At 55.9% G+C, this 25,764-nt stretch carries 32 protein-coding genes and 1 tRNA gene; 14 read left to right on the plus strand and 19 right to left on the minus strand.

The genetic code is table 11. The features are described 5' to 3' along the window. Positions 1–47 precede the first annotated feature (47 nt). Together ACIQ3A_RS01310 and ACIQ3A_RS01315 are read right to left on the minus strand one after the other, a co-directional pair. Positions 48–272, minus strand: coding sequence for a hypothetical protein (locus ACIQ3A_RS01310; protein WP_396429948.1), 225 nt, complete (start codon positions 270–272; stop codon positions 48–50). A 181-nt stretch (positions 273–453) separates the two neighbouring features. Next, positions 454–1,593 (minus strand): JmjC domain-containing protein, encoded by a 1,140-nt coding sequence (locus ACIQ3A_RS01315; RefSeq protein WP_396429949.1) that lies wholly within the window; start codon positions 1,591–1,593, stop codon positions 454–456. A 96-nt stretch (positions 1,594–1,689) separates the two neighbouring features. On the opposite strand from ACIQ3A_RS01315, the gene ACIQ3A_RS01320 reads away from it, so the two are divergent. Next, positions 1,690–2,223: a peptidylprolyl isomerase gene (locus tag ACIQ3A_RS01320; protein ID WP_396429950.1), complete on the plus strand. Its 534-nt coding sequence runs from the start codon at positions 1,690–1,692 to the stop codon at positions 2,221–2,223. A gap of 20 nt (positions 2,224–2,243) precedes the next feature. On the opposite strand, the gene dut is transcribed toward ACIQ3A_RS01320, so the two are convergent. Next, a complete protein-coding gene (dut, locus tag ACIQ3A_RS01325) occupies positions 2,244–2,693 on the minus strand; it encodes a dUTP diphosphatase (protein WP_396429952.1) in 450 nt (149 codons plus the stop codon). Between the two features lie 83 nt (positions 2,694–2,776). Further along, entirely contained in the window at positions 2,777–3,988 is a 1,212-nt protein-coding gene (gene coaBC, locus ACIQ3A_RS01330; RefSeq protein ID WP_396429953.1) for a bifunctional phosphopantothenoylcysteine decarboxylase/phosphopantothenate--cysteine ligase CoaBC, read from the minus strand. Between the two features lie 32 nt (positions 3,989–4,020). Between coaBC and ACIQ3A_RS01335 the strand changes: the two genes are divergently transcribed. From ACIQ3A_RS01335 to ACIQ3A_RS01375, 9 genes are all read left to right on the plus strand, one after another. Next, positions 4,021–4,164 (plus strand): hypothetical protein, encoded by a 144-nt coding sequence (locus tag ACIQ3A_RS01335; RefSeq protein WP_396429954.1) that lies wholly within the window; start codon positions 4,021–4,023, stop codon positions 4,162–4,164. A 94-nt stretch (positions 4,165–4,258) separates the two neighbouring features. Further along, entirely contained in the window at positions 4,259–5,905 is a 1,647-nt protein-coding gene (locus tag ACIQ3A_RS01340; RefSeq protein WP_396429981.1) for a CTP synthase, read from the plus strand. Between the two features lie 23 nt (positions 5,906–5,928). After that, positions 5,929–6,783 carry a 3-deoxy-8-phosphooctulonate synthase gene (kdsA, locus tag ACIQ3A_RS01345; RefSeq protein WP_396429955.1) on the plus strand — a complete coding sequence of 285 codons (855 nt, stop codon included), beginning with the start codon at positions 5,929–5,931 and terminating at the stop codon, positions 6,781–6,783. Next, the gene (locus tag ACIQ3A_RS01350) at positions 6,780–7,067 is read left to right on the plus strand and encodes a DUF1330 domain-containing protein (RefSeq protein WP_396429956.1); all 288 of its coding nucleotides are present in this window, start codon (positions 6,780–6,782) and stop codon (positions 7,065–7,067) included. Before kdsA ends, ACIQ3A_RS01350 begins: the two co-directional genes overlap by 4 nt. 51 nt (positions 7,068–7,118) lie before the next feature. Beyond that, positions 7,119–8,402: a phosphopyruvate hydratase gene (eno, locus tag ACIQ3A_RS01355; protein WP_396429957.1), complete on the plus strand. Its 1,284-nt coding sequence runs from the start codon at positions 7,119–7,121 to the stop codon at positions 8,400–8,402. A 63-nt stretch (positions 8,403–8,465) separates the two neighbouring features. Then, positions 8,466–8,873, plus strand: coding sequence for a tautomerase family protein (locus ACIQ3A_RS01360; protein ID WP_396429958.1), 408 nt, complete (start codon positions 8,466–8,468; stop codon positions 8,871–8,873). 91 nt (positions 8,874–8,964) lie between these two features. Beyond that, a complete protein-coding gene (locus ACIQ3A_RS01365; protein WP_396429982.1) occupies positions 8,965–9,318 on the plus strand; it encodes a nuclear transport factor 2 family protein in 354 nt (117 codons plus the stop codon). Between the two features lie 16 nt (positions 9,319–9,334). Continuing rightward, positions 9,335–9,619 carry a hypothetical protein gene (locus ACIQ3A_RS01370; RefSeq protein ID WP_396429959.1) on the plus strand — a complete coding sequence of 95 codons (285 nt, stop codon included), beginning with the start codon at positions 9,335–9,337 and terminating at the stop codon, positions 9,617–9,619. 138 nt (positions 9,620–9,757) lie between these two features. After that, positions 9,758–10,285 carry an SOS response-associated peptidase gene (locus tag ACIQ3A_RS01375; protein ID WP_396429960.1) on the plus strand — a complete coding sequence of 176 codons (528 nt, stop codon included), beginning with the start codon at positions 9,758–9,760 and terminating at the stop codon, positions 10,283–10,285. Positions 10,286–10,693: 408 nt separating this feature from the next. Here the strand turns inward: ACIQ3A_RS01375 and ACIQ3A_RS01380 are convergent, their stop codons facing one another. Genes ACIQ3A_RS01380 through hydA form a run of 3 tightly spaced genes read right to left on the minus strand, consistent with a single transcriptional unit; the run spans position 10,694 to position 13,896 of the window. Then, entirely contained in the window at positions 10,694–11,671 is a 978-nt protein-coding gene (locus tag ACIQ3A_RS01380; RefSeq protein ID WP_396429961.1) for a Bug family tripartite tricarboxylate transporter substrate binding protein, read from the minus strand. Between the two features lie 31 nt (positions 11,672–11,702). Further along, complete coding sequence (locus ACIQ3A_RS01385; protein WP_396429962.1) at positions 11,703–12,452, minus strand: aspartate/glutamate racemase family protein; 750 nt, start codon at positions 12,450–12,452, stop codon at positions 11,703–11,705. Positions 12,453–12,474: 22 nt separating this feature from the next. Continuing rightward, on the minus strand, positions 12,475–13,896 hold the full coding sequence (gene hydA, locus ACIQ3A_RS01390; RefSeq protein ID WP_396429963.1) for a dihydropyrimidinase: 1,422 nt from the start codon (positions 13,894–13,896) through the stop codon (positions 12,475–12,477). A 386-nt stretch (positions 13,897–14,282) separates the two neighbouring features. Here hydA and ACIQ3A_RS01395 point away from each other — a divergent pair, with 386 nt between their 5' ends. From ACIQ3A_RS01395 to ACIQ3A_RS01405, 3 genes are all read left to right on the plus strand, one after another. Continuing rightward, complete coding sequence (locus ACIQ3A_RS01395; protein ID WP_396429964.1) at positions 14,283–14,999, plus strand: GntR family transcriptional regulator; 717 nt, start codon at positions 14,283–14,285, stop codon at positions 14,997–14,999. Positions 15,000–15,257: 258 nt separating this feature from the next. Beyond that, entirely contained in the window at positions 15,258–15,872 is a 615-nt protein-coding gene (locus ACIQ3A_RS01400; RefSeq protein WP_396429965.1) for an FMN-binding negative transcriptional regulator, read from the plus strand. 147 nt (positions 15,873–16,019) lie between these two features. Beyond that, positions 16,020–16,193, plus strand: a complete 174-nt coding sequence (locus ACIQ3A_RS01405; RefSeq protein ID WP_396429966.1) for a hypothetical protein — start codon at positions 16,020–16,022, stop codon at positions 16,191–16,193. A gap of 129 nt (positions 16,194–16,322) precedes the next feature. Here ACIQ3A_RS01405 and ACIQ3A_RS01410 read toward each other — a convergent pair whose 3' ends face one another. The 6 genes from ACIQ3A_RS01410 to ACIQ3A_RS01435 all read right to left on the minus strand — a co-directional run bounded on the left by ACIQ3A_RS01410 (position 16,323) and on the right by ACIQ3A_RS01435 (position 21,418). Further along, positions 16,323–16,928 carry a LuxR C-terminal-related transcriptional regulator gene (locus tag ACIQ3A_RS01410; RefSeq protein ID WP_396429967.1) on the minus strand — a complete coding sequence of 202 codons (606 nt, stop codon included), beginning with the start codon at positions 16,926–16,928 and terminating at the stop codon, positions 16,323–16,325. Between the two features lie 85 nt (positions 16,929–17,013). Further along, a complete protein-coding gene (locus tag ACIQ3A_RS01415) occupies positions 17,014–18,330 on the minus strand; it encodes a tryptophan--tRNA ligase (protein ID WP_396429968.1) in 1,317 nt (438 codons plus the stop codon). Between the two features lie 14 nt (positions 18,331–18,344). Next, positions 18,345–19,013 carry a site-2 protease family protein gene (locus ACIQ3A_RS01420; protein ID WP_396429969.1) on the minus strand — a complete coding sequence of 223 codons (669 nt, stop codon included), beginning with the start codon at positions 19,011–19,013 and terminating at the stop codon, positions 18,345–18,347. 32 nt (positions 19,014–19,045) lie between these two features. Further along, positions 19,046–19,669: an L-threonylcarbamoyladenylate synthase gene (locus ACIQ3A_RS01425; RefSeq protein WP_396429970.1), complete on the minus strand. Its 624-nt coding sequence runs from the start codon at positions 19,667–19,669 to the stop codon at positions 19,046–19,048. A gap of 13 nt (positions 19,670–19,682) precedes the next feature. Further along, positions 19,683–20,579 (minus strand): DMT family transporter, encoded by an 897-nt coding sequence (locus ACIQ3A_RS01430; RefSeq protein ID WP_396429971.1) that lies wholly within the window; start codon positions 20,577–20,579, stop codon positions 19,683–19,685. Then, positions 20,576–21,418, minus strand: coding sequence for a 3',5'-nucleoside bisphosphate phosphatase (locus ACIQ3A_RS01435; protein WP_396429972.1), 843 nt, complete (start codon positions 21,416–21,418; stop codon positions 20,576–20,578). The genes ACIQ3A_RS01430 and ACIQ3A_RS01435 overlap by 4 nt, the downstream gene beginning before the upstream one ends. A gap of 159 nt (positions 21,419–21,577) precedes the next feature. Here ACIQ3A_RS01435 and ACIQ3A_RS01440 point away from each other — a divergent pair, with 159 nt between their 5' ends. Then, positions 21,578–21,826 carry a YfhL family 4Fe-4S dicluster ferredoxin gene (locus ACIQ3A_RS01440; protein ID WP_396429973.1) on the plus strand — a complete coding sequence of 83 codons (249 nt, stop codon included), beginning with the start codon at positions 21,578–21,580 and terminating at the stop codon, positions 21,824–21,826. A gap of 76 nt (positions 21,827–21,902) precedes the next feature. Here the strand turns inward: ACIQ3A_RS01440 and pth are convergent, their stop codons facing one another. From pth to ACIQ3A_RS01470, 6 genes are all read right to left on the minus strand, one after another. Then, positions 21,903–22,538: an aminoacyl-tRNA hydrolase gene (gene pth / locus ACIQ3A_RS01445; protein WP_396429974.1), complete on the minus strand. Its 636-nt coding sequence runs from the start codon at positions 22,536–22,538 to the stop codon at positions 21,903–21,905. A gap of 116 nt (positions 22,539–22,654) precedes the next feature. Beyond that, a complete protein-coding gene (locus tag ACIQ3A_RS01450) occupies positions 22,655–23,284 on the minus strand; it encodes a 50S ribosomal protein L25/general stress protein Ctc (protein ID WP_396429975.1) in 630 nt (209 codons plus the stop codon). A 100-nt stretch (positions 23,285–23,384) separates the two neighbouring features. Beyond that, positions 23,385–24,362: a ribose-phosphate pyrophosphokinase gene (locus ACIQ3A_RS01455; RefSeq protein ID WP_396429976.1), complete on the minus strand. Its 978-nt coding sequence runs from the start codon at positions 24,360–24,362 to the stop codon at positions 23,385–23,387. Positions 24,363–24,403: 41 nt separating this feature from the next. Then, positions 24,404–24,480, minus strand: a tRNA-Gln gene (locus ACIQ3A_RS01460). A 34-nt stretch (positions 24,481–24,514) separates the two neighbouring features. Continuing rightward, on the minus strand, positions 24,515–25,360 hold the full coding sequence (gene ispE, locus ACIQ3A_RS01465) for a 4-(cytidine 5'-diphospho)-2-C-methyl-D-erythritol kinase (RefSeq protein ID WP_396429977.1): 846 nt from the start codon (positions 25,358–25,360) through the stop codon (positions 24,515–24,517). Between the two features lie 35 nt (positions 25,361–25,395). Further along, positions 25,396–25,764, minus strand: a 369-nt coding sequence (locus ACIQ3A_RS01470) for a lipoprotein insertase outer membrane protein LolB (protein WP_396429978.1), incomplete at its 5' end; no start/stop codon positions are given.

Consider the following 25,764-nt stretch of genomic DNA (forward strand, 5'->3'; position numbering starts at 1 on the left):
GGGGTTTTTTTATGCTTTCCCGGTCAAGCCGGGAAAGCGACCAGCAATTACTTGCCAGCAGGTGCGGGTGCAGCAGCAGGCGCTGGTGCAGCAGCAGGCGCTGGTGCAGCGGCTGGGGCTGCAGCAGGTGCAGCAGAAGCATCAGCAGCAGGTGCTGCAGCTGGTGCAGCAACAGGTGCGGGTGCAGCAGGTGCAGCGGCTTCTTCTTTTTTGCCGCAAGCGGACAAAGCAGCAGCAGCGATGATGGCAGCTAAAACGAGGGACTTGTTCATGGCGATTTTCCTTATGGGTTGAAAACAATTTCCGGAAACTGTCGAAAACAAACTTGAAGATTGCTCTGACCGAGACAAAAGCACTCGAGCTCTCTTGTCTCAGCTTCAAATTATATCGTTTTCCCTAGTACCCCGTCTAACTGACACCTCAAACCTGACGCGAAACATTCAAACAGCCCTTTTATGCGGGAATGTCCTCAGGGGGTTTCAACCAATCAGCGGCCATCCAGTCGAGCACGGCTTCTTGAGCAGGTTGACTCAAAATAGCGCACGAAGCCGCATCAAGAACGCGTTTATCTGCTAATTGACGCAAAATGCGAGCATCTTTGCCACCCACCCTGAAGCTTTCACCGTTGATGAAGACGTGCCGTTCGTCGTACATCATTTTGGTGCGCCGATCGAGTCGCACCCCTGACGCCAAATCATGGGCAAGGGCGGCCGAGCTTTCAAACCAGACATTCGATTTCGGCTCGGTCAAGTATTCCCCCAGTAAGCTGTCCAGCAAGTCTGGGTTTTTAAGGGCTTTGTCGACCACTTGACGCGCGAAGTCTGCCAAAGCGGGGGGGATAGCCGCTGGAGAGGACGCTGCCAACTGACCTGGGTCGCGGTAAAGGCCATCGCCCAGGCCGTCAAAGGCTTCATCGGCCAGGCCCAGCAAAAGTTCACGGGCCAGTTCTCCTTGTTGAGGCGCCCTGAAGCCGATCGACCAGGTCATGCACTCGCCTTCGGCAATGCCGTCGTGCGCGTATTTGGGGGGCAAATAAAGCATATCGCCAGGGTTGAGCACAAACTCCTCTTCAGCTTCAAAATTTTGCAAAATTTTGAGGGGTACACCCAACTGCAGACTCAAATCTTTCTGACGGCCAATGCGCCAACGTCGCTGGCCATGGGCTTGCAGCAAAAAAACGTCGTAGCTGTCGAAGTGCGGGCCCACACCGCCGCCATCGGTGGCGTAGCTGATCATCAAATCGTCCAGTCGCGCATCGGGCAAAAATCGAAACTGCTGCATCAATTCGTGCACGCCATCGTGGTGCAAGTCGACGCCTTGCACCAGAAAAGTCCATTTTTTCTGACTGAAAGGCGGCAAACTGCGCTTGCTCAAGGGCCCGTGCTTCATGCGCCAGCCTTTGGCCGAATCCACGATCAAGCGTGATTCAACGCCCTCCTGACCCGCCAGTGCGACCAAGGAAGTGCGATTGATGCAGGGCACAAAACCCGGCATGGCATTTCTGACCAACAAAGGTTTTTTTTGCCAATGGCGCTTCATGAATTGCTGGGGCGTCAGACCCCCCAGAAGGGCCAATGGTTGTTCAGTGTTCATTCGGGTTCCAGTCGAGGGCCTTGTCAAAAATGAATGGCCCCACATCTCAAAACGATGGTGGCCAAAAAGTGGCCTCCAAACTGCGACAATTGTCCTATGGAAATCAAGACACCTTCTGTGGTCGCACTGACCTGGACACTCAAAGACACGCTGGGCGAAGTTCTGGACAAACTGGACGAGCCTGTGGAATTTTTCATTGGCGGTAAAGACCTGCTGCCCAAAATCGAGGAAGCCCTGCAAGGCCACGAACGTGGCGCCAAAATCGACCTGCATCTGGAGCCTGAAGATGCCTTTGGCGACTTTGAGGAACAGTTGCTCTTCTTGGAGCCCCTGGCCTTGTTTCCCCAAGGCCTGGAGCCGGGCCTGACGATCGAGGGCACGGCTTTGCCCGAGGGTTGCAACCCGGAGGCTCCCCGCAATGTGCTTTACACCGTGACCGAGATCTACCCGGAGCATGTAGTGCTGGACGGCAACCACCCCCTGTCGGGCATTGCTCTGCGTTTGCACCTGAAAGTCGAATCGGTGCGCGAGCCCACTGAAGCTGAAGTGGGCAGCGGCAGTTGTGGCACGGGCTTTTTCAAAATTGAAGTGGGTGACGAAGGCACGCCCACAGCACCCACCCTGCACTGAGCCTGTCTTGCAGGCCTTACTTAGGTCTTGCCGGTCGAACCGTAACCACCCTCGCCGCGTTCGCTGGGGGCATCAAACTCGGTCACAACATTGAATGTGGCTTGCAGCACCGGCACGATCACCATCTGCGCAATGCGCTCCATGGGCTCGATGGTGAAGGCCACATCGCTGCGGTTCCAGGCGCTGACCATCAATTGCCCCTGGTAATCGCTGTCGATCAGCCCGACCAAATTGCCCAACACGATGCCATGCTTGTGGCCCAAGCCCGAGCGCGGCAGCAGCATCGCAGCATAAGCCGGGTCCTTGAGGTGCACCGCAATGCCAGTGGGCACGAGCTGCCAAGCATTCGGCTGCAAGGTCAGCGGAGCATCCAGACACGCGCGTAAATCGAGGCCTGCACTGCCGGGAGTGGCGTAGGCTGGCAGGTGCTCAGCCATGCGCGGGTCGACGATTTTGAGATCAATGTTCATGTTAAGTCCTGAATCTTTGCATGGGGCCCGCCGCTTCAGCAGCATGGTCGTTTTCTAGCGCAAGCGCCTGGCTCAAACACCGATCAAGCCAACCGTCGGGCAATGTCGGCAATCAGTTGCACAGCGAGTTCTTGCTTGCTGGCACGGGGTAATTCGCGGGCACCGGCTTCGTCAACCAGCAGCAAGGCGTTGTCATCTTGTCCAAAAGTGGCGGGGCCAAGGTTGCCCACCAACAAGGGCACGCCTTTGCGCAGCCGCTTGGCCGTGGCGTGGGCCAGCAAGTCGTGGCTTTCGGCTGCAAAGCCCACACAGAACAGCTCGCCCGCAACCGCTCTGGGCGAGTGGGCCACGGTCGCGAGAATGTCCGGGTTCTCAACAAACCCCAGTTGTGGCGTTTGGCCGGAGCCGTCTTTCTTGATTTTCTGATCGGCCAAATTTGCGGGCCGCCAATCGGCCACGGCGGCCGTTGAAATGAAGATCTGGGCAGTGCCCACCTGCTGCTGCACTGCGTCCAGCATTTGCTGGGCAGAACGCACATCCACACGCGCCACCCCTCGGGGCGTGGCCAAATGCACCGGCCCAGCCACCAAACTCACCTCGGCCCCCGCCATGCGGGCCGCACGTGCGATGGCGAAGCCCATCTTGCCGCTCGACAAATTGGTAAGGCCCCGGACCGGATCAATGGCCTCATAAGTCGGGCCAGCCGTCACCAACACCGTTTTGCCAGCCAACAGCTTGGGCGAAAAGAAGGCCTCCAGGTCTTCCAGAATTTCTTCGGCTTCAAGCATCCGGCCATCACCCGTTTCGCCGCAAGCCTGGTCACCCTGCCCCACATCGAGCACATGGATGCCATCCACACGCAGTTGCGCCACATTGCGTTGCGTGGCTGGGTTGGACCACATTTCTCGGTTCATGGCCGGTGCGACCAGCAAGGGAACTTTGTCGAGGGGACGGGCCAGACACATCAGGCTGAGCAATTCGTCAGCGCTGCCATGCAAGAGTTTGGACAAAAAATCCGCACTGGCAGGGGCTACCAAAATGGCATCCGCGTCGCGACTGAGGTTGATGTGGGCCATGTTGTTGGCCTCTCGACTGTCCCACTGAGAGGTGTAAACCGGCCTGCCCGAGAGGGCCTGCATGGTCACAGCTGTCATGAAGTACTCGGCGGCCTCGGTCATCACGACCTGCACCGTGACGCCCGCCTTGACCAAGGCGCGGCAGAGTTCTGCCGACTTGAAGGCCGCAATGCCGCCTGACAAGCCCAGAACGATGTGTTTTCCAGCCAATGTGCTCATGCGTGGAAATGTAGCAGAGACCCAACATGACCATGAACCAGCGCCTCTGCACCGAAGGCGTTGCTGAAGCCAGCCTGCGCGCCAGTCCACAGCGCTGCGAGCAGGCTGGGGCAGGCCGGATCGGGCGATTTGGCGAGCGAAGCGAGTATGAGCCGGACCGGTCTGCCCCAACCTGACGGCAGATGACGACACCCCACGCAAAAACCCCGAACCCGACTGTCTATAATCACGATTTCCACCTACCGGGTGCTCATGGCTCCCGTCTTGGACATGACCAAATTTGTCTTCGTTACCGGCGGTGTGGTGTCTTCCCTGGGCAAGGGAATCGCCTCCGCATCGCTCGCCGCCATCCTTGAATCGCGCGGCCTCTCTGTCACCCTGATCAAGCTAGACCCTTACCTGAATGTGGACCCCGGCACCATGTCGCCCATCCAGCACGGGGAGGTGTTTGTGACCGACGATGGTGCTGAAACCGACCTGGATCTGGGCCACTATGAGCGCTTCATCAACACCCGGATGAAGAAGGCCAACAACTTCACCACCGGGCAGATTTACAAAAGCGTGCTCGAAAAAGAGCGCCGGGGCGATTATCTGGGCAAGACCGTGCAGGTCATCCCGCACGTCACCAATGAAATTCAGGACTTCGTCAAGCGCGGCGCCGGCTTTGGCACGCCCGAGGCGGTCGATGTGGCCATCGTCGAGATCGGTGGCACCGTGGGCGACATAGAGTCGCTGCCCTTCCTCGAGGCCGTGCGCCAACTCAGCTTGCGCTTAGGGCCCAACAACGCCGCATTCGTCCACCTGACCTATGTGCCCTGGATCGCCGCAGCGGGTGAACTCAAGACCAAACCGACTCAGCACACGGTGCAAAAACTGCGCGAAATCGGCATTCAGCCCGATGCGCTGCTGTGCCGTGCAGACCGCTACATCCCGGACGACGAGCGCGACAAAATCTCGCTGTTCACCAACGTGCAAAGCTGGGGCGTGATCTCCATGCCCGACGTGGACACCATTTACAAAGTGCCTCGCGTGCTGCACGAACAAGGCCTGGATGGCCTGATCTGCGACAAACTGCGCCTGAGCACACCACCGGCCAATCTCAAACGTTGGGATGATTTGGTGCACGACACGGAACACCCACAAGGTGAAGTGACGATCGCCATGGTGGGCAAATATGTGGAGCTGTCCGACAGCTACAAGTCGGTCAACGAAGCCCTGCGTCATGCTGGCATGCGCAACCATGTGCGCGTGAAGATCGAGCACATCGACTCAGAAACCATCACCCCCGACACTGTAGCCAGCCTGGCCAACTTTGACGGCGTGTTGGTGCCTGGCGGTTTTGGCAAGCGCGGTGTCGAGGGCAAGATCGAAACCGCCCAATTTGCCCGCACCCACAAAGTGCCCTACCTTGGCATTTGCTTAGGCATGCAAGTGGCGACCATCGAATATGCCCGCCATGTGGCCGGCATGGCGGGCGCCAACAGCACCGAGTTCGAGCCCGAGACGCCCTTCCCCGTGATCGCCCTGATCAACGAGTGGAAAGACGCCGATGGCTCCATCCAGGTGCGCGATGCCAACTCCGACCTGGGCGGCACCATGCGCCTGGGCGCGCAAAGCTCCGACGTGGCCAAGGGCACGCTGGCGCACCAAATCTATGGCGACGTGGTCACCGAAAGGCACCGCCACCGCTATGAGGCCAATGTGAATTACCTGGACGACCTGCGCAAAGCAGGCCTGGTGATATCGGCCTTGACCCAGCGCGAGCAACTGACCGAAATCGTCGAGCTGCCGCAAACCGTTCACCCCTGGTATGTGGGCGTGCAATTCCACCCCGAGTTCAAATCGACCCCTTGGGATGGCCACCCTCTGTTCAACGCCTTCGTGAAGGCGGCCATTGCACACAAGGCTGCGGCCTGACACGCCAAAGCACAGGACATCTCATGAAACTCTGCAACTTTGATGTGGGTCTGAACCAGCCCTTCTTCCTGATTGCGGGCACCTGCTCCATCGAAGGTCTGGAGATGTCGCTGGAAGTGGCGGGCCAACTGAAAGAAATCTGCACTGCCTTGGGCATCCCGCTGATCTACAAAGGATCGTTCGACAAAGCCAACCGCTCGTCGGGCAGCACCCAACGCGGCGTGGGCATCGATGCGGGCCTGAAGATTCTGGATGAAGTGCGCCGGCAGATCGGCGTGCCGATCCTCACCGATGTGCACGATGCGTCCCAAGTCAACACCGTGGCCAGCGTGGTCGATGTGTTGCAAACGCCCGCCTTCTTGTGCCGCCAGACCGACTTCATCCGCGCCGTGGCGCAGTCGGGCAAGCCGGTCAACATCAAGAAGGGCCAGTTTTTAGCCCCCTGGGATATGAAAAACGTCATCGACAAAGCCCGCAGCGCAGCGCGTGAAGCCGGCTTGCCCGAAGACAACTTTTTGGCGTGTGAGCGCGGCGTTAGCTTTGGTTACAACAACCTGGTGGCCGACATGACCAGCCTCGCCGAAATGCGCAAAACCGGCGCCCCTGTGGTGTTTGACGTAACGCACTCGGTGCAAAAGCCTGGTGGCCAGGGCACCAGCAGCGGCGGTGCCCGCGAGATGGTGCCCGTGTTGGCCCGCGCCGGTGTGGCCGCTGGCGTAGCCGGACTTTTCATGGAAACCCACCCCAAGCCCGCAGACGCTTGGTCGGACGGACCCAACGCGGTGCCGCTGGGCAAGATGAAGGCCCTGCTGGAGACCTTGGTGCAGTTGGATGCCATCACCAAAAAAACCCCATTTTTAGAGGATGATTTTTCATGAGCGGCTACATCATTGCCAATGTCCAGGTGACCAACCCGGTCCAGTACGAAGAGTACAAAAAATGGTCGACTGCGGCCATGCAGGTCACAGGCGCAGAAGTTTGTGTGCGCGGCGGCAAGCTTGAAGTGCTGGAGGGCGACTGGACTCCTGGGCGCATCGTGATTTTGAAATTTCCTAGCTTTGAAGCGGCCAAGGCTTTTTATGACGTTCCCGAATACCTCAAAGCCCGTGAAGCCCGCGCAGGCGCAGCCATCATGCGCATGGTGGTGGTCGAAGGTCTTTGAGCCCTTGGCTATTCAAACCCCGTTTTATTTTTCAATTGAGAGAGTCTGAACATGAGTGCAATCGTAGATATTGTCGGCCGTGAAATCCTCGACAGCCGTGGCAACCCCACCGTGGAATGCGATGTGTTGCTGGAATCGGGTGTGATGGGCCGCGCTGCGGTGCCGTCGGGTGCATCGACCGGCAGCCGCGAAGCCATTGAGCTGCGTGACGGTGACAAGAGCCGTTACCTGGGCAAAGGCGTGTTGAAGGCCGTCGAGCACATCAACACCGAAATCTCCGAAGCCGTGCTGGGCCTGGATGCGTCCGAGCAAGCCTTTTTGGACCGCACCCTGATCGATCTGGACGGTACCGAGAACAAGAGCCGGCTGGGTGCCAACGCCATGCTGGCCGTGTCCATGGCCGTGGCCAGGGCCGCCGCAGAAGAGTCCGGCCTGCCGCTGTACCGCTACTTTGGCGGCATGAACGGCAACCAGCTGCCTGTGCCCATGATGAACGTCATCAACGGCGGTGCACACGCCAACAACAATCTGGACTTGCAAGAGTTCATGATCATTCCTGTGGGCGCACCGAGCTTTCGCGAAGCCGTGCGCTGGGGCGCTGAAGTGTTCCATGCCCTGAAGAAAATCATCCACGACAAGGGCATGAGCATTGCCGTGGGCGACGAAGGCGGCTTTGCCCCCAACGTCGACAGCCACGAAGCGGCCATCCAGATGGTGCTGGACGCGATTGCTGCGGCCGGCTACACCGCCGGTGAGCAAATCGCCATCGGCCTGGACTGCGCGGCCAGTGAGTTCTACAAAGACGGTAAATACGTGCTGGCCGGCGAAGGCCTTGAGCTGACCGCTGAGCAGTGGACCGACATGCTGGCCAGTTGGTGCGACAAGTACCCCATCATCAGCATCGAAGATGGCATGGCCGAAAACGACTGGGATGGCTGGAAAGTGCTGACCGACCGTCTGGCCAAGAACGTGCAGATCGTGGGTGACGACCTGTTTGTGACCAACACCAAAATCTTCAAGGAAGGCATCGAAAAAGGCATTGCTAATTCGATCCTGATCAAGATCAACCAGATCGGCACCTTGACCGAAACATTCGAAGCCATCGAAATGGCCAAGCGCGCCGGTTACACCGCCGTGATCAGCCACCGCTCGGGTGAGACCGAAGACTCCACCATCGCTGACATCGCCGTGGGCCTGAATGCCGGGCAGATCAAAACCGGCTCCATGAGCCGCTCAGACCGCATGGCCAAATACAACCAACTGCTGCGCATCGAAGAAGACTTGGGCGAAGTGGCGGTGTACCCCGGTCGTTCCGCGTTTTACAACCTGCGCTGAGTCTTCAGAATTAGCCGCAGATTTTCAACTGCAGACCCCTTTGATTAACTTCTTAAAGTCTCCATGCCATTTATTCGCACCAGCGTTCACCACGGCACATCATCTAACCACCGTGCTGCTATTGTTGAAGGCATTCATCAAGCATTGATAGAAGCTATTGGAATGCCGGCGGATGAACTCTTCAACATGGTCACGAGCTACCAGCCTGAAGATTTTTTCTTTAGCAAAACCTTCAATGGGTATGCACGTTCTGATCATCCTGTCGTCATTGAAATCACGATGAGACGAGGACGAAGCGACGCCATGAAACGAGAGTTGTATCGGCTTATCGCACAGAAATTGCACGATGAGGCGCAAGTTGATCCGAGCGATGTTTTCATTTTTGTCCATGAAAACGATTATTCAGACTGGTCTGTTGGTGGAGGCAAATTTGCAATGGCCATCGTTCAACAAGTGGGTCAAATAAATTGATGGACGATTTTTCTAAAAATTAACACTTGGATAAAACATGATGTCTACCTCTGTACTTGTATCGCAGCGCTCACCCCTCACTGAAGAGGAAATGCAAGCCATTGAACCCATTGAGCAGTACTTCCTTGGTCATGCAAACGATGACGCTGCTTTCATGCGGCAGGCTTTTTTACCCACGGCGCACATTGAATCCATGCGTGAAGGGGTCTTCACATCGTGGTCATTGGATGTTTATTGCCAACGGTTCAAGCATCAGCCAGCCTCTGATGAGGCCATGCGCAAAAGAACGATTGATTGGATTGAAGTCAAGGGCTCAGCGGCATGTGCCAGGATAACTTTGGTTCATGGATTGACGACATTTATTGATTACTTTGTACTTTTAAAAACTATCGGTGGCTGGAGGATTGCCAATAAGGTGTTTCACGGTGCAACATCAGAAAATTGATTGAATTGGCACGTGTATGAACGATGAAAAATTGACTAATTCAGTGATGAATGAAGGCCTTCATAAAGTCATCACTCTTTTTCAGCAAAGTGCTGAGTCATTGGAGCTACAAAAGAGTGGGGATGATCTTGATGATGCGATCAGTCTTTTGTCCTTATGGATTCATTTGAATGCGCATGAATTGACAGAAGATGATTTCCTGGGTTTGATTTTGATTGGCGGAATTTTGTATAGACAAGTGCAAAGACGTGACACTTCCCACCAAAAACCTACCCATTGTGAAGTCCCATACCCTCCTTGAAAGACTGCTAAAAACTGAAGGCATGGTAGGCTGTTTTTGGTCGACAACAATCTTTTTAGTTGCAGAAGTCGAATACGAAATCGCCGCAATCCGGCACCTTTTGGATGTTGTATTCGGTGTTACTAATAAACTGCTTCCGTGTGTACAAACTTCACGCAAACTAAACGCGCCCAGTGGGCCAAGGAGACTCTGGGTGTAGACCTACCAGCGGGTTTCCCTGATGAGTCTTACCCAGGCTTCGCTGCCCCTGTTGCGGTGAAAAGCCACCAGTCAGTTCGAGTCGCTTGTGGTTTAGCTAGTTTCGGCCTGATTCCTGCGTGGGCTAAAGACGACAAGATCAGTCGCCACACCTATAACGCGCGCAGTGAAAAAGCTGCAGAAAAACTCAGCTACCGCAATGCTTGGCGAAATCTACTGTTTCGACTGGTGCTGTGTGACAACTTCTATGAACCCAATTACGAATCAGGCAGAGCGGTGCGCTGGAAAATCGAGTGGGCTGATCGTGAGCCCTTTGCCATTGCTTGCCTCTGGGACCGCTGGACGAAGCCCGAGTCTGGCCAATTGGTGGTGAGCTTTTCCATGCTCACCGTAAATGCAGATGCGCATCCGGTCATGAACCGCTTCCACAAGCTCGGCGATGAAAAACGTACCCCCATGATCATTTGACCCGAGTTGCAGCAGCGATGGCTAGGCGCGACGGTAGAAGAGGCTCAGGTATTCATGACATGGGCGTATGTGCCCATGCTCACTGCTTGCGCAGCTCCGCGGAACTGATTGCAGTTTCTTGGGTGAATGGCCCTCGAAATGCTCGAGGATTTAGCTTCATGCTGAATTGATTAACGGGATGACTCCCTCTCCAGTTTTTAAGAGGCTCCAAAACTTTTCGGGATCATCTTGAAAATCCCGAGCCAGTGCGTCCAGAGACGTGACAGCAAGAGACTCATGTCCTGAGCGCTTGCGGTTTTTTGTTAAGCAGCAACCAGTCTCCTGACGAAGTGGTTACACAGGCCTTTTCCTAGCGTGGACCAATTCTGATCCTGCGGAGCCGTCAGATTTCAGGGGCTTCTGCATGCCTCAGGATTCCAGCGATACCTTGGCTTCCTTAGCGACCTTGGCCCACTTTTCAATTTCAGTCCGCGTGAATTGGGCATATTGCTCTAGCGTGCCACCGCCATCTTCAACACCGAAGCCATCGAACTGGCGAACAACGTCAGGCATGGCTAGGACGTTGTTCACATCTGCGTTGATACGCCTGGCCAGTGCCACAGGCAAATTAGCCGGACCTGAAATGCCGTACCAATTCATGGTCTCGAAGGTTGGAAAACCCTGCTCTTGCATGGTCGGCACATCGGGATAGGCTCTAGAACGTTTGGCTCGCGTCTGCGCAATTGGAATTACTTTCCCTCCCTTGATATGCGGTGTGGCGGCCGTCATCGTTTCAAAGGTGAAGTCAATCTGACCACCGATCAGGTCAGTCAGCAGCGGAGCACTACCTTTGTATGGGACATGCAGGGCATCTACGCCCGACAAAAGTTTGAATTTCTCGATGGCGAAATGCTGGATAGTTCCTGGGCCAGCTGAGCCAAAAGAAATTTTTCCAGGCTGCTGGCGACACAGCGCCACTACATCTTTGATGTTGCGCTCTCTGGCAGTAGTGCGCGTTATCAAAACATTGGGCGTTACCCCCAAAAGAACAATTGGCGTGAAGTCGCGTTCTGGGTGATAGCGTAACCGCGAGTTGACTGCAGGAGCCAATGCTTGACTGTTGATGGTACTTAGAAAAAGTGTCATTCCATCAGCGGGCTGGCGTGCAACAAATTCTGCCGCCAAAGTCGACGAGGCACCGGCCCGGTTTTCGACAACTACCTGCTGATTCCAAATCATTGACAGCTTTGCAGCGACAACTCGCGCAAGTGCGTCAGCGCCGCCTCCAGGAGGAAAGCCGACTACGAGCTTGACGGGGGCCGCTGGCCAACTTTGAGCATGCAAAGCGGGGGCGGCTAATGCTGTTGCTGCTGCAGTTGATTTGATGAGAAAAGTGCGACGGAACATTGAGAAGCCTCCTGGTTGGCGTGACGGTGAATTAAAGTTGAGGGCGGTCGAGCAATCGCGCGATAGCGGGCGGCAGGCCTTTGTGGGGCTTGTGCGGAGGTGCCGCATTGATACCGACTCGGGCTCGTCCGGGCTGTAAAGCTAAAAGGGTCTCGGCATGGCGCACAGCGCTCGATACCCCATCGACACACGGTACCGGTAGGCGTCCCTGCAGGCTGCGGGTCAGACCTGCAAGGGGCGCACCAGCGAGCACAATGACTTCGGCGCCATCTTCGTGGACACAAAGCTCTGCAAGACGGATCAAACGATCCCCCTGGTTGTCCTGTACCTTGCCGATATCAGCGAGCGGTTCATCTAATGCGCGAATACTGGCCAGGCGGGGCAGCAGACCCGCAGCGTCGACTGTCTCTCGATACCAAGCGCTTATACGCTGTGAGATTGCCACAATGGAGAACCGGTGGCCGAGCAGGCAAGCACTGGCCAAGGCAGCTTCGGTAAGACCAGTCACCGGGCAGGGGAGCACCTCTCGCAGCGCGTGAAGCCCAGGATCCCCAAAGGCTGCGACGATCACTGCATCAAAACGTTCATGATGTTCTGCCGCGATCAAGGCCGTGGCCGATGCGCCAAGCAAAGCTTCAAACCTTGTTTCAATGTAGGCCACGCCAGTGGGGGCTGTCATTACTTCTATGAGTGTTCCTGCAGAGGCACTGCGCTCGGCTTCTGAGCGGATGAGCTCGGACACGCTCTCGGAAATGTTCGGATTGATGAGGAGTATTCGCATATCAGGCGCTGGAGGTGAGTTGTCAGGCGCGAGGGGCCCGTAATGTTGGCTTGCCGCAGGTCAAGAACCGTCCTTGTCCTGAACGCGCATGGAAGTCTCGTCCGTCCCAAACCACCTCTCCGCCAGCCAGGGTCAGACCGGGCCATGCTTTGAGCGTCATGCCTTCATACGGGGTGTAGTCCACTGCATGGTGCAGACGGTCATTGGTGATCTTGAATTCGCCCTCGTCCCAGATGACCAGGTCAGCATCACTGCCGGGCGCAATAGTGCCCTTGCGTGGATGAAGTCCATAAGCCTTTGCAGGGTTCGTTGATGTGAGCTCGACAAATTTTTCCAAGGTCAGTCTACCCCCCAGTACCCCTTCTGAATACAGGAGGGCTAGCCTTGTTTCAATGCCAGGAATGCCGTTGGGGATATGGCTAAATTTGACCTCTTGTCCATCGGGCCGCTTACCTTCAGTTCCATCCATGCAAAATGGCGCGTGATCGGAGGAGAACACGGTGAACAGACCATCAATGAGCCCGTTCCAGATCACTTCCTGGTTTTTCTTGTCGCGCGGCGGAGGGCTGCAAACACAACTCGCGCCTTGGTAGCTGTCATCGATTCCTAAATCTTCAGCAGTCAGGAACAGGTACTGTGGGCAAGTCTCTGCGAACACTTGTAGTCCGTGGGCCCGTGCCCAACGAATTTGCTCAACCGCTTCACGACCCGAAACGTGCACGATCAGAATGGGAACATCTACCAGTTCGGCAAGCGCGATGGCACGGTGCGTAGCCTCTCGCTCCACCAGCATTGGACGTGAGTGCGCATGAAAGCGTGGCGCAGTCCGGCCGACCGACTCCAGCTTTTTCGTTAACCACGCTATGCAGTCAGCGTTTTCAGCGTGAATCATTGCCATGGCACCATGGGCGCGCGCCACCGAGAGCACATCCAGAATCTGACCGTCGTCGAGTTTGAGGTCGTCGTAGGTCATGTAGATCTTGAACGACGTGTATCCCTCTTGAATCAACTCGGGTAATTCACGCGTCAGGACGTCCTCTGTTGGATCGCTGACGATGAGGTGAAAGGTGTAGTCGATATGAGCTTTGCCTTTGGCCCGGCGGTGATAGTCGTCAACCGCAGCACGCAGCGATTGGCCCTTTTCCTGTGCCGCAAATGGAATCACGGTCGTCGTGCCCCCGCAGGCTGCTGCACGCGTTCCGGTATCGAAGTCATCAGCCATGCGCATGGGGGAGGGCATCGGCTGATCCAGGTGGCAATGCGCGTCTACGCCTCCAGGCGTGACGACCCGACCACGCGCATCGATTTCCCGCACACCGCCAGCTATTCCATGACCAACCTGCACGATCCGGCCGTCGGTAATGGCGATGTCGGCTTCAAACACATCACTTGCAGTGGCGACACGCGCCTGTCGAATCACCAAGTCAAAGGGGGTGGAACTCATAGAAAAACGACTTCACTTTGGAGATTTGCTGCATATGTCATGTGTCAAAGCTTTCTAGATTTTTCGAGTGATTCACCACGATGCTCAACCCGTTTCAATGCGATGCGTCCAAGTCATTGGGTAAATTTATTTACAGGTAATTTATAACAAGAAAATAATGTCGTCATCAGTGTAAACACTAGTGTCAACATTTTTTTTGATGTCGGAAGATCATGACATTCGATCTCTTTCCTGCTGATCTTGACTAAATCGCGCCCCACCGCAGTCAAACTTTCTCTGTGCTGGGGCGGTTTGCTTAAAATGCATCAAATCCGTCAAGTCATTTGCTGGCCGGAGAGAGCACACTGGCAGGACTTCATCCAACGTTCACGTCCTTCAAAGAATTGATGTCCACAAGCCCCGCCCGAAAAACCGCCGTGCCCACTCGGCTGCAACGCGAAAAAACACACGACGACATATACGAGCGTATTTACGTTGCCATCCTTGAGCATCGGCTGCACCCCGGCACTAAACTGGTAGAGGAGCGTCTCGCTGAAATCTTTGGTGTTAGCCGCTCACGTATTCGTGAGGTGCTGGCTCGGCTCGCCCATGAGCAAATCGTAGAGATCGTGCCGCAGCGAGGTGCCTATGTAGCTAAGCCCACGATTGAGCAGGCACTGGACGTGTTTGAGGCCCGCCGTTTGATTGAGCCAGCTGTAGTTCGGCGACTTATTGATACGCTTACGCCAGAAAAGTTGGTGAGGTTGCGTCAGCACCAAGGTCTAGAGATGGATGCGCTTCGGCGCGAGGATCGGCGCGCAGTAGTCAGGCTATCCGGCGAGTTCCATGTTCTGGCTGCTGAACTGGCTGGTAATTCAGCGCTTGCGCGTCACATGCGTGAGCTGACTACCTTGACTTGTTTGATGATTTTTCTCTACGACGCTCCAACGTCCTCAAGCTGTCGTGCCGACGAGCACTCACAGATCATTGAAGCAATCTCAGCACGAGATGTAGCGCGAGCGGAACGTCTGATGCTCAATCATCTTGAGCACATCGAAAAAGGGATGAATCTTGACGGTGCGATTGAAGAAATCGATCTGGAGGCCATCTTTAAGAATGCTTGATATGTGATTTTTGGGGTGTTGCAGCCGACCGAGAGACGCCCAGATCGGATGCCAATACGCGGGTTGAGGACAGTTTTTCACCCGGACTGAGTTCTCCGGAATGGATCTTGAGTCGAAAAATTGCACAGACCCGCTGGACCGATCCAATTTTTGGCATGACAAACTGGTATGTTAAATTTGATGAGAAATGGATCTTCATGGTGAACCAGAATCGTCCGAAAATTCGAACATCAAATTCTTCAAAGGCCAGTTGAGACGATGTACACCCCAGACCACTTTTCGATCAAAAATCTAGAGGCCATGCACAAGATTATCCAGACCCATCCATTGGGCGTACTGGTCACTATGTCGCCTGAGGGCCTGGACGCCAATCACATACCTTTCGAACTGGATGCTGGCCGGGGTGTGCTCACGGCGCACGTGGCGAGGGCTAATCCCGTGTGGCAACAATGCGGCAATGGGATGGACGCATTGGTGATTTTTCGTGGCGAAGAAAGCTATATATCCCCAAACTGGTATCCGAGCAAACACGAATTCCATCGTCAAGTACCCACTTGGAATTACGAGGTCGTGCACGTTCATGGCCGCATAACCGTTCAGGATACAGAAAAGTTTGTGCGCGGCGTGGTGGGTCGCCTGACACGCAAGCATGAAGCCATAGAAACAAAACCCTGGAAGATGGGAGATTCAACCCCCGAGTTCATCGACGGCATGCTCAAAGCCATTGTTGGCATTGAAGTCGCCATCACACGGATGGAAGGCAAGGCAAAACTGAGCCAAAACCGTGAAGATCGTGATCGCCTCAATGCCGCTGAAGTGCTTGCAAGTCAGGGTGAAGTTGAGTTGTCTCAAGCTATGCGCAAGGCGAAGTAAGAATCGCCCTGAGTCAACTCGGTCGGTTTATGATCGAATCAGTCTCACCAGCCCATCCCCGCATTGGTTTCCAATGGCGGGATTTTTTATGACACCAGTGCTGCGTACGCCATGCTGGATGCTTTTCAACAGAGTCAAAGGACAGCGATGAAATTTTTGTTGTGTTGCTGCGCCACCTTTTTGCTGGTGGCTTGCTTGCCTGGCTGCACGGTTCTGGCCATTGCCGATGCTGCCGGCTCGGCGGTGGTCTATGGGGTCAAGACTGCTGTGAATGTGCTGGATGCGGTCACGCCAGATTTGGTCAACAAGAAGAAGGATTAAGTCGCACTGCTTTAAAGCGGCTTGGGGGTGACCGAGGTGCGATCCCTTGGAACCCTTCGTACGAAAAGGAAACCGGCACATGTGTGCCGGTGGTTCAAAACGGAAAAGGCACAAGGCGTGCCTGTTGACTCAAATTCCCAGCCAGCCGTTGGTCCGTGCAAAGTGCAGAGCTTGTGTTCGGCTGTTGACGCCCAGACGGCGGAACAAGCGCCAGAAGTGCACTTTGACGGTGTGCTCGCTGATGTCCAGTTTTTCAGCGATTTCGCGGTTGGACAAACCTTGGTCCAGCATCAAAATCAATTGCTTTTGGCGCTTGGACAGTTTGGTCGGGCCTGCCGTGCCGGCAGCATCTTCAGCCGCTGCGTCTTCTTCAGAAACCAGCAAAGTGCGCAGAGCCGCAATGATTTCTGTCGGACTGTTTGATTTTTCGATGAAGGCATTGGCCCCAGCTTCGAGGCAGCGTGCCTCAAATTCACTGGCACTGGCGCTGGTCACAACGGCCAGTGGCACATCAGGATACTTGGCTTTCAGCACCTGAACACCCGACATGCCCAGGGTGTCAGGCAATTGCAAGTCAAGGCAGAAAAGTTCAGGCGTGCCATTCTTTTCAACGGTAGATTCCACCACGTTCAATTTGTGAATGGGGATGATCTTGAGGCCCGGGCGCACACGGTGGACGAGCATGGTCAACGCATCGCGCATCAAAGGGTGATCATCAATGACGTACACGGTCATATTGGAGTTCTCTGTAGTAGGCTAAAGACCTAAGCATACACTTAACTATCGGTTTCAGCAATATTAAATGCTAAAACTAAAAAAATTATTTAATCGTTTTTGGTGATTTTTTCATTTCTAGCAGTGCTTGGGCCAAGCGCAAATGGTTCTCAGGCGTCAGTGCTTGCAGTGCGGGGGCTAAATCGGACAGGCAGTCCATACCTTCTGTTTGTAGGCGAGAAATGGCTTGGCCGGCTTCTTTGGGCGAGGCAAAGCCCACGCTTTGCAAGATCAACTGGCCTTGTGCATCGACCAACTTGAAGTAGAACTGGCCATCTTTTTCACGGTATTGCTTAAAGCTTGACAGCGCCATTTTGGGCGCTTTGGCCGCACCCTTGGGCGCACCAGATGAGAGAGCGCGCAAACCAACGGCGTGACGCAATTCGCGCATGAAGGGGGTGGCCAACTGGCGGGCTTTGTCTGCACCGGACAGCAACAGCTCGTCCAACTGTGCCGGGTTGTTGATCAATGCCTCGTATGGCTCGCGCATGGGGCCGACTTCGCGATCAATGCGCTCAAACAACATTTGCTTGGCATCACTCCAAGCGATCCCCTCTGTAAATGCCCGGGCGAAATCGGCCGTTTCCTGGTCGTTGGCAAAGGCCTGGTAAATCTGAAAAAGCGCAGAGCCTTCTGTGGCTTTGGGCTCACCCGGAAGTTTGGAGTCGGTCACGATGCCTGCAATCTGCTTTTTCAGCGTTGCGGAGGGGGCAAACAGCGGGATGGTGTTGTCGTAGCTTTTGCTCATCTTGCGCCCATCCAGGCCTGGCAAAAGGGCCACAGATTCTTCGATCACGGCCTCGGGCAGTACAAAATGTGCGCCATACAAATGGTTGAAACTGGACGCCATGTCGCGTGCCATTTCGATGTGTTGGATCTGGTCGCGACCGACGGGCACTTTGTGCGCCTTGAACATCAAAATGTCTGCCCCCATGAGCACCGGGTACATGAATAAACCGGCTGTGACATCGCTGTCGGGGTCGTGCCCTGCGGCGTTGTTTTTGTCGACAGCGGCTTTGTAGGCGTGGGCGCGGTTGAGCACACCTTTGCCAGTCACGCAGGTCAAAAGCCAGGTGAGTTCGGTGATTTCCGGGATGTCGGATTGGCGATAAAAAGTGACTTTTTCTGGGTCCAGGCCTGAAGCGATCCAGCTTGCAGCGATCTCCAGCGTGGAGCGTTGGATGCGGACGGGCTCATCGCATTTGATCAGGGCGTGGTAATCAGCCAGGAAGTAAAAGCCATCTGTCTGGTTGTCGCGGCTGGCATTTACCGTCGGGCGTATGGCCCCTACATAGTTGCCCAGGTGGGGGGTGCCAGTGGTGGTGATGCCGGTGAGGACGCGGGTGCGAGGCGTGGAGGTCATGTGTTCTGAAGGAATCAACGAAGCAAAAAAGACAAGGGGCTGAGGGCCAGTTTGAGCAGGTCAAAGGTCATGCCCATGAGGGGCTGCATCCAAAGGCTGCTGATGACACCCGTGATGACCAGGGCCATCACGATGTAAAACCCAAAAGGCTCGATGCGTGAGAGCAGCACTGCCTGTCGCCATGGCAAAAGGCCCACCAGAATGCGACCGCCATCGAGGGGGGGGAGCGGGAATAAATTAAAAGCAAACATGACCACGTTGGTCAGCATGCCGGCTTTGCACATTTCGAGAAAGAAACGCTCAGTGACGCCGCTGCCCGCCAGCAGATACAGCAGCACGCCCCAAAGCAAGGCTTGAATCAGGTTGGCGCCTGGCCCAGCCAGCGCCACCCAGACCATGTCGCGCTTGGGGTGCCGAAGTTGGTCAAAGCGCACCGGCACGGGTTTGGCATAGCCAAACAAAAAGGCCCCTCCCGTGCTGAAGTACAAAAACAGGGGCAGCAAAATGGTCCCCACTGGATCAATGTGGGTCAGGGGGTTGAGCGTCACGCGCCCCAGCATGGCTGCCGTGGGGTCACCCAACCGCTGCGCGGCATAAGCGTGGGCCGCCTCGTGCAAAGTGATGGCAAAGATCACTGGCAGGGCATAAATCAGAACGGTTTGGATGAGGTCGGGGATGTTCACACTTCGATTGTCTCAGACAGCGTGGCAGGTCATCAAAGTCCCAGCAGTGCAGGCTTGCCTTGGCCGTAACGCAGCACTTGGGGCGCATCTCCCGTCATGTCGATCACGGTCGTTGGCGCCAGTGAGCAGGCGCCTGCATCGATCACGGCAGCGATTTGGTGTTCTAGGCGTTCGCGAATTTCCTCGGGGTCGTTCAGCGGCACTGTTTCGCCGGGCATGATGAGCGTGGATGCGAGCAAAGGGGCGCCGTGCAAGGCCAGCAGTTCTTGCAGCACTTTGTGATCGGGCACACGCAAGCCAATGGTTTTGCGCTGCGGGTGGCTCACTCGGCGGGGCACTTCTTTGGTGGCTTCCAAAATGAAAGTGAAAGGCCCTGGCGTCGCTTGCTTGATGGCTCGAAATTGCTGGTTGTTCACCTTGGCATAGTTGGCCAGTTCGCTCAGGTCGCGGCACAGCAAGCTCAGGTGGTGCTTGTCGTCCACGCCTCGCACTCGGCGCAATTGGTCAGCAGCGTTCTTGTCGTCCAGGTGGCAAACGAGTGCATAACTGGAATCGGTCGGTACAGCCAAGACCTGGCCTTGGTTGAGCAGTTGCACGGCTTGCTTGAGCAGGCGGACTTGCGGGTTGTCGGGGTGAACAGAAAAGAACTGTGCCATGGGGGTCTTGCGCTCAGGATTCAGGTGGCAGGATGGTGAGACGGGTTTCTCGCACAGTGAGCCAGGCCCCCAAGGCACCACACAGCGCCACCAGGCCGATGCCCACAAAAGTCCATTGGTCTGGCAGGTGGTTGAAAACGAGCCAGCCGCCCAGCACGCCAAAACCAATTTGGGTATACATGTAAGGGGTGAGTGTGGCCGCCGGGGCTCGGCCGTAGGCCAGGATCAGAAAGAAATGGCCGATGGTGCCCATCAGGCCCATCAAAAACAGCTGCAGCCAGACCACCCCATCGGTGGGCATTTCCCAGACAAAGGGCAGGATCAGCGTAGACATGAGGGTGCCGATCCAACCGGTATACAGGTGCATGGTCAAAGGGTCTTCGGTTTTGGCCATTTTGCTGGTCAGAAGCTGAAAGCCTGAATTGGTGGCCACCAGCATGAGGGGCAGAATCACGGTCCAGTCGAAGTGCTGGCTGCCCGGCCGGATGATGACCATCGTACCCGCAAACCCGCCCGCCACCAGCAGCCAGCGCAGCTTGCGGATTTTTTCCTTGAGCATCCAGGCCGACAGCAAGGTGATGACCAGCGGCGCCAAAAGGGCGATGGCAGTGAATTCACCCACTGGCATGTACTTGAGACTTAAAAAAGCCAGGATGCTGCAGGCAAACAGCAGCAGCCCTCGGGCCAGTTGAAAGCGGGGGTGTTGGGTGCGCAGAACTTTTCGGCCTCGCCCGGGCCAAACCACGGCGGTGGTGATGACGGCTTGGATGGCATAGCGAAACCAGAGTGCCAGCAGCACAGACATGCCCATGCTGACGTGCCTTGTGGTGGTGTCCAGCGTGGCAAAGCAGGCGGTGGCCAAGACGACAAAACCGATGCCGTGCAGCGTTTGTGCTCTCGCTTGGTTCACTGGATGCGTTCGGCCAAGAGTTCCCAAACTGGGGTCAATTGGCTCGGCAACAAGGGCAAAGTGCCCAGGTCGATGCGGCTTTCGTCGGGGCTGTGAAAGTCACTTCCCCGTGAGGCCGCCAGGTCAAATTCGAGGGCGGTTTCGGCGTAGCGTAGGGCTTCTTGTGACGAATGGCTGCCGGTGATGACTTCTACACCCCGACCCCCGTGTGTCTTGAATTCGCTGAACAGCGCATATTCTTCATTGGGGCTGAAGCCATAACGTGCTGGATGGGCAATGATGGCGATCCCACCTGCTTCGGTGATCCATTGCACGGCTTCTTGCAGGCGTGCCCAGCGGTGAGGGACATAGCCGGGTTTGCCTTCGGTCAGGTATTTGCGAAACACCTCGGAGGTGTCGCTGCACACGCCCGAGTCGACGAGGAAGCGTGCAAAGTGGGTGCGCGAAATCAGTTCGGGGTTGCCAACGTATTTGAGTGCGCCTTCGTAGCCATGCAAGATGCCGACTTTGGCCAGCCCATCGGACATTTCCTGGGCGCGTTCGCTGCGGCCACTTCGGGTGCGGCGCAAACCATCGGTCAATTGCGTGTTGCGCGCGTCAAACCCCAAGCCGACGATGTGCACAGTCTGGTGGGCAAAGGTAACCGAGATCTCGGTGCCTGTGAGGTAAGGCAGTCCATGAGCGCGAGCCGCTGCAAGGGCCCGGTCTTGTCCGCTCACTTCGTCGTGGTCGGTCAGTGCCCACAATTCAACGCCATTGGCTTTGGCGCGTTCGGCCAAGGCTTCCGGCGTGAGGGTGCCGTCAGAGACAACGGAATGGCAGTGCAGGTCAGCGTTCATGGTGATTTCCTCGGTGACATTTTAGGCGCATGCTGGCTAAAGCTTGATGCTGGGCCACAAAGACCCGATAGCACGAACAGCCCTGCGTTTCTTCGGGATGATTCGTGTGGTCGATAATTCAGACATGAAAATGATGCTGACCTTTGCGGAGTTCAAGACATGGCACTGATGATCACCGATGAGTGCATCAATTGCGATGTGTGTGAGCCCGAGTGTCCGAACCAGGCGATTTATCTGGGCGAAGAAATCTACGAGATCGACCCATCCAAATGCACCGAGTGTGTGGGGCATTTCGACGAGCCGCAGTGCGTGCAGGTCTGCCCCGTGGCCTGCATTCCCATCCACCCTGAGCACGTCGAGACCCAGGAATCGCTTTGGGCCAAGTACCAGCGTTTGCAAAGACAGTGAGCGGGGAAAAACGACTGGGTCTGAGGTTGCTGCTGCTTTCAGGCTTTACCCATTTTTCCTTGTGGCGAGACCCAGATTAATCTGATGGTGTATTTGGCGCTGACGTCTGCTCGGCAGGTCGTGGCGGTTTGGGTCGTGGCGGCTTGCTGGTATGGATCTGTGCCATGGCCTTCTCCATATCGCCTGCCAAAAGCAGTGGCAATGCTCTCACAGCTCTGTGAATGCTGTCGTCAATGGCTTGGCGATGTTCTTGCATGGGTTTTTTCAAAACCCAGCTGACCACTTCGCTCTTTTCGCCAGGATGGCCTACGCCAATGCGCAAGCGCCAATAGTCGGCGGTGCCCAACTGTGCGTGGATGTCGCGCAGGCCGTTGTGCCCGGCATGACTGCCACCCCTTTTTAGTTTGGCTTCCCCTGGTGGAATGTCGAGTTCGTCATGGGCCACCAAAATTTCTTCAGGCTGAATCTTGAAAAACCGTGTCAGAGCACTGACCGACTTGCCTGACAGGTTCATGTAGGTCTGTGGCTTGAGCAGCCACACGGTTTGCCCATTGAGCGTGGTGCGGGCCATGAGGCCGTGGTAACTGCGCTCGGGCACCAACGACACCTTGAGTTCACGCGCCACCGCATCAAGCCACCAAAAACCAGCGTTGTGCCGGGTGTCTTCGTATTCGTTGCCCGGATTGCCCAGGCCGACTAAGAGTTTGATCATGGTGCGTGATTATCCTTGCGCGGCTCGCCCAAGCATGTGAATGCCCGTGCGCCAAAGCAAAAGGCCCGCACAGCGGGCCTTTTGAAGCGAGGCGGTCAGCCCCACAAGCAAGCAGATTACTTCTTGCCTTTGCCCTTGCCTTTGGCGTCTGCAGGTGCAGCGACCACGGGGGCTGCCACTACTTCTTCCACGGGAGCCACCACAGCCACGAGGACCGGGTTTTTCTTGCCGTGTGTCACCGGCTTGCAGCCAGCGGGCATGGTGATGTCGTTCAGGTGCAAAGACACGCCTTTGGTCAGGCCGGTCAAGCTCACCTTGATGAACTCAGGCAGGTTGGCAGGCAAGCAAGCCACTTCAATTTCGTTCACAACATGGTTGATCAAGCACTTGTCGGTCTTGACCGCTTCGGACTCTTCTTCACCGCTGTAGTGCAACGGCACTTTCATGTGCAAAGTTGTGTTGGCATCCACGCGCTGGAAGTCGATGTGTTGTACCAATTGCTTGTAAGGATGCATTTGGTAATCACGCAACAGCACTTGGCTGGATTGGCCATTGAATTCCATCTCCAGGATGGAGGCGTGGAAAGCTTCTTTTTTCAGGGCATGCCACAAAGCGTTGTGGTCAAGCTCGATGCTTTGGGCGGCTACGCCTGCACCATAGACGATGCCGGGGGTGCGGCCAGAATTGCGCAGACGGCGGCTCGCACCCGTACCTTGCTTGGAACGCTCAAAAGCGATAAATTTCATACATTTCTCCTACTAGGGTTCACCGCGACCAGTGCAACCCTGACTCAAAAAAGCCAGCCATCCGTTGGGATTGGCTGGCCACTGGTGGCCTTTCTTCCGATCAGGCTTGATCAGAAAACAGGCTCATCACCGACTCACCATGGGCAATCCGATTGATCGTTTCAGCAATCAGCGGAGCCACGGAGAGTTGGCGAATTTTGGAACATGCCATGGCTTCGGCTGTCAGCGGTATGGTGTTGGTAACCACGACTTCATCCAAGGCTTCCCCTTTGGCAATGCGGTCAATGGCAGGACCCGAAAAAATCGGGTGCGTGCAATAGGCATAAACTTTTTTCGCGCCGCGCTCTTTGAGCACTTCAGCGGCTTTGACCAAGGTGCCAGCCGTGTCGATCATGTCGTCCATGATCACGCAATTGCGGCCATCGATTTCACCGATCACGTGCATGACTTCGCTCACGTTGGCTTTGGGGCGACGCTTGTCGATGATGGCCAGGTCGCAACCGAGTTGTTTGGCCAGAGCGCGTGCACGAACCACACCACCCACATCGGGCGACACCACGATCAGGTCATCGTAGTTTTGCTGGCGCAGGTCACCCAGCAAAACGGGCGAGGCATAAATGTTGTCGACCGGGATGTCAAAGAAGCCCTGAATCTGATCAGCGTGCAAGTCCATCGTCAGGACGCGGTCAACGCCGACGGCTTGCAGCATGTTGGCCACCACTTTGGCAGAAATGGGCACTCGGGTGGAACGAGGACGACGGTCTTGGCGGGCGTACCCGAAATAAGGGATGACGGCGCTGATCCGGCCAGCCGAGGCGCGTTTGAGCGCGTCGACCATGATCAGAAGTTCCATCAGGTTTTCGTTGGTCGGTGCGCAGGTCGATTGGACAACAAAGACTTCGCGCGCACGGACGTTTTGCTTCAATTCGACGGTGACCTCGCCGTCAGAAAACCGGCCAACGTCCACAGCACCAAGATGGGTGCCCAGATTTTTCGCGATTTCGGCAGCCAGCACAGGATTGGCGTTGCCGGTGAACAACATGAATTCGGGAGGGAGTGAAGCAGGCTGCATGTGCATTCCAGCGATCAGAAAAAAAGGCCAGTACGATTGAACGTATTTGGCAGGGGAAGAAGGACTCGAACCTTCGCATGCTGGAATCAAAATCCAGTGCCTTAACCAACTTGGCGACTCCCCTACACGGGACGACCACTGAAACAGTGATCGACCGATTAACTATCGCTGGATGCCCACCCTTGTAAGGGATGAACTTCCAAGTTGCTGCATTTGCGTAATTGCCAATGGTCTGGGACCGGACTTGGCTTCATACCCGTTGTGCAATGCGCAAACACTGCACTTCCAGAACCCGTCATCTTGCCATAGATGCCAGAGTTGGAAAGCAATTCAAGAGCTTTAGAAACATCTTGGCACATCGCTTGAGCGATGGGTTGCAGATCGTTGTGACCGAAGTCATACGGCACTGCAGCGAAGTCCGACATTGTAACAGGCTTTGTGGCGCGTTGAAGGGCCGGATGCGCAAAAATCAGAGGGGTTTCGATACCAGAGGAAGGTTTGATGACCCAAAACTGAGCTGCGGGCAGGGTAAGGGGGCTGATCTGCTCGCCTATGCCTTCCACCCAGGCGTTTTGTCCGCGCAGAAAGAAAGGCACATCGGCGCCCAGTTGCAGCCCAATTTTTTCGAGCGCGGGCAGACGCAGTTTCAAATCCCAGAGTTGGTTGAGCGCCAGCAGGCAGCTGGCCGCATCGGACGATCCGCCTCCCATGCCCGCTTGCGCAGGGATCTGTTTGTCTACGGCGATGTGCACGCCTTGAGCGCAGCCGGTGTACTGTTGCAAGAGTTTGGCGGCACGGGTAATCAGGTCGTCTGCAGGCAGTTTGACCGTCAAATCTTCTCGGCTGACGTTGCCGTTTGGGCGTTTTTCGAAGTGAAGGGTGTCACACCAATCGATGAGCATGAACACCGATTGCATCAGGTGGTAGCCGTCAGGGCGTTGGCCTGTGATGTGCAAAAACAGGTTGAGTTTGGCCGGGGCGGGCACATCGTGCAGCGATTTCATGACTGAGATTATCGCCAGCCAACCCGAGCACTGCCTCAGCGGTCGAGCAATATGCGTAAAACAGCTTCAGGTGACGGGGTGCTTCGGCGTGCCGTCAGGCGACCTTCAGGGTGCCCTGACAAGTCCACTTGCCAACCTGGCGCATCGGCTGCTTGACCTGCCAGCCAGGCAAACAAGGCGGCGATCGGCAGGTCTGTACCTGTGAGGCGTTGACTGAGACTTCGCAGGTTGCGGCTTTTGATTTTGTCTTGCCCCTGTTCGAGCAAGGCTTCTTGCGGCGTCCAGCTCAGGCGCGCCAAGGTGGTGCCAATGGGGCTGAGCAAGCTCATTTCGCCTTGTTCGGCGGAGCCTTGCAGCTCAAAGCTGGCGCTCCAGTTCTGGGGCGGCGTACTGTCAAGCTGCAG

Source organism: Limnohabitans sp., from assembly GCF_044361985.1.
Lineage (GTDB): Bacteria > Pseudomonadota > Gammaproteobacteria > Burkholderiales > Burkholderiaceae_C > Limnohabitans_A.

What these genes read in the sequence shown, in the direction of transcription:
- ACIQ3A_RS01310 (WP_396429948.1), bottom strand. Translation starts at nt 272, where the DNA reads ATGAACAAGTCCCTCGTTTTAGCTGCCATCATCGCTGCTGCTGCTTTG.
- ACIQ3A_RS01315 (WP_396429949.1), bottom strand. Translation starts at nt 1,593, where the DNA reads ATGAACACTGAACAACCATTGGCCCTTCTGGGGGGTCTGACGCCCCAG.
- ACIQ3A_RS01320 (WP_396429950.1), top strand. Translation starts at nt 1,690, where the DNA reads ATGGAAATCAAGACACCTTCTGTGGTCGCACTGACCTGGACACTCAAA.
- dut (WP_396429952.1), bottom strand. Translation starts at nt 2,693, where the DNA reads ATGAACATTGATCTCAAAATCGTCGACCCGCGCATGGCTGAGCACCTG.
- coaBC (WP_396429953.1), bottom strand. Translation starts at nt 3,988, where the DNA reads ATGAGCACATTGGCTGGAAAACACATCGTTCTGGGCTTGTCAGGCGGC.
- ACIQ3A_RS01335 (WP_396429954.1), top strand. Translation starts at nt 4,021, where the DNA reads ATGAACCAGCGCCTCTGCACCGAAGGCGTTGCTGAAGCCAGCCTGCGC.
- ACIQ3A_RS01340 (WP_396429981.1), top strand. Translation starts at nt 4,259, where the DNA reads ATGACCAAATTTGTCTTCGTTACCGGCGGTGTGGTGTCTTCCCTGGGC.
- kdsA (WP_396429955.1), top strand. Translation starts at nt 5,929, where the DNA reads ATGAAACTCTGCAACTTTGATGTGGGTCTGAACCAGCCCTTCTTCCTG.
- ACIQ3A_RS01350 (WP_396429956.1), top strand. Translation starts at nt 6,780, where the DNA reads ATGAGCGGCTACATCATTGCCAATGTCCAGGTGACCAACCCGGTCCAG.
- eno (WP_396429957.1), top strand. Translation starts at nt 7,119, where the DNA reads ATGAGTGCAATCGTAGATATTGTCGGCCGTGAAATCCTCGACAGCCGT.
- ACIQ3A_RS01360 (WP_396429958.1), top strand. Translation starts at nt 8,466, where the DNA reads ATGCCATTTATTCGCACCAGCGTTCACCACGGCACATCATCTAACCAC.
- ACIQ3A_RS01365 (WP_396429982.1), top strand. Translation starts at nt 8,965, where the DNA reads ATGCAAGCCATTGAACCCATTGAGCAGTACTTCCTTGGTCATGCAAAC.
- ACIQ3A_RS01370 (WP_396429959.1), top strand. Translation starts at nt 9,335, where the DNA reads ATGAACGATGAAAAATTGACTAATTCAGTGATGAATGAAGGCCTTCAT.
- ACIQ3A_RS01380 (WP_396429961.1), bottom strand. Translation starts at nt 11,671, where the DNA reads ATGTTCCGTCGCACTTTTCTCATCAAATCAACTGCAGCAGCAACAGCA.
- ACIQ3A_RS01385 (WP_396429962.1), bottom strand. Translation starts at nt 12,452, where the DNA reads ATGCGAATACTCCTCATCAATCCGAACATTTCCGAGAGCGTGTCCGAG.
- hydA (WP_396429963.1), bottom strand. Translation starts at nt 13,896, where the DNA reads ATGAGTTCCACCCCCTTTGACTTGGTGATTCGACAGGCGCGTGTCGCC.
- ACIQ3A_RS01395 (WP_396429964.1), top strand. Translation starts at nt 14,283, where the DNA reads ATGTCCACAAGCCCCGCCCGAAAAACCGCCGTGCCCACTCGGCTGCAA.
- ACIQ3A_RS01400 (WP_396429965.1), top strand. Translation starts at nt 15,258, where the DNA reads ATGTACACCCCAGACCACTTTTCGATCAAAAATCTAGAGGCCATGCAC.
- ACIQ3A_RS01405 (WP_396429966.1), top strand. Translation starts at nt 16,020, where the DNA reads ATGAAATTTTTGTTGTGTTGCTGCGCCACCTTTTTGCTGGTGGCTTGC.
- ACIQ3A_RS01410 (WP_396429967.1), bottom strand. Translation starts at nt 16,928, where the DNA reads ATGACCGTGTACGTCATTGATGATCACCCTTTGATGCGCGATGCGTTG.
- ACIQ3A_RS01415 (WP_396429968.1), bottom strand. Translation starts at nt 18,330, where the DNA reads ATGACCTCCACGCCTCGCACCCGCGTCCTCACCGGCATCACCACCACT.
- ACIQ3A_RS01425 (WP_396429970.1), bottom strand. Translation starts at nt 19,669, where the DNA reads ATGGCACAGTTCTTTTCTGTTCACCCCGACAACCCGCAAGTCCGCCTG.
- ACIQ3A_RS01435 (WP_396429972.1), bottom strand. Translation starts at nt 21,418, where the DNA reads ATGAACGCTGACCTGCACTGCCATTCCGTTGTCTCTGACGGCACCCTC.
- ACIQ3A_RS01440 (WP_396429973.1), top strand. Translation starts at nt 21,578, where the DNA reads ATGGCACTGATGATCACCGATGAGTGCATCAATTGCGATGTGTGTGAG.
- pth (WP_396429974.1), bottom strand. Translation starts at nt 22,538, where the DNA reads ATGATCAAACTCTTAGTCGGCCTGGGCAATCCGGGCAACGAATACGAA.
- ACIQ3A_RS01450 (WP_396429975.1), bottom strand. Translation starts at nt 23,284, where the DNA reads ATGAAATTTATCGCTTTTGAGCGTTCCAAGCAAGGTACGGGTGCGAGC.
- ACIQ3A_RS01455 (WP_396429976.1), bottom strand. Translation starts at nt 24,362, where the DNA reads ATGCACATGCAGCCTGCTTCACTCCCTCCCGAATTCATGTTGTTCACC.
- ispE (WP_396429977.1), bottom strand. Translation starts at nt 25,360, where the DNA reads ATGAAATCGCTGCACGATGTGCCCGCCCCGGCCAAACTCAACCTGTTT.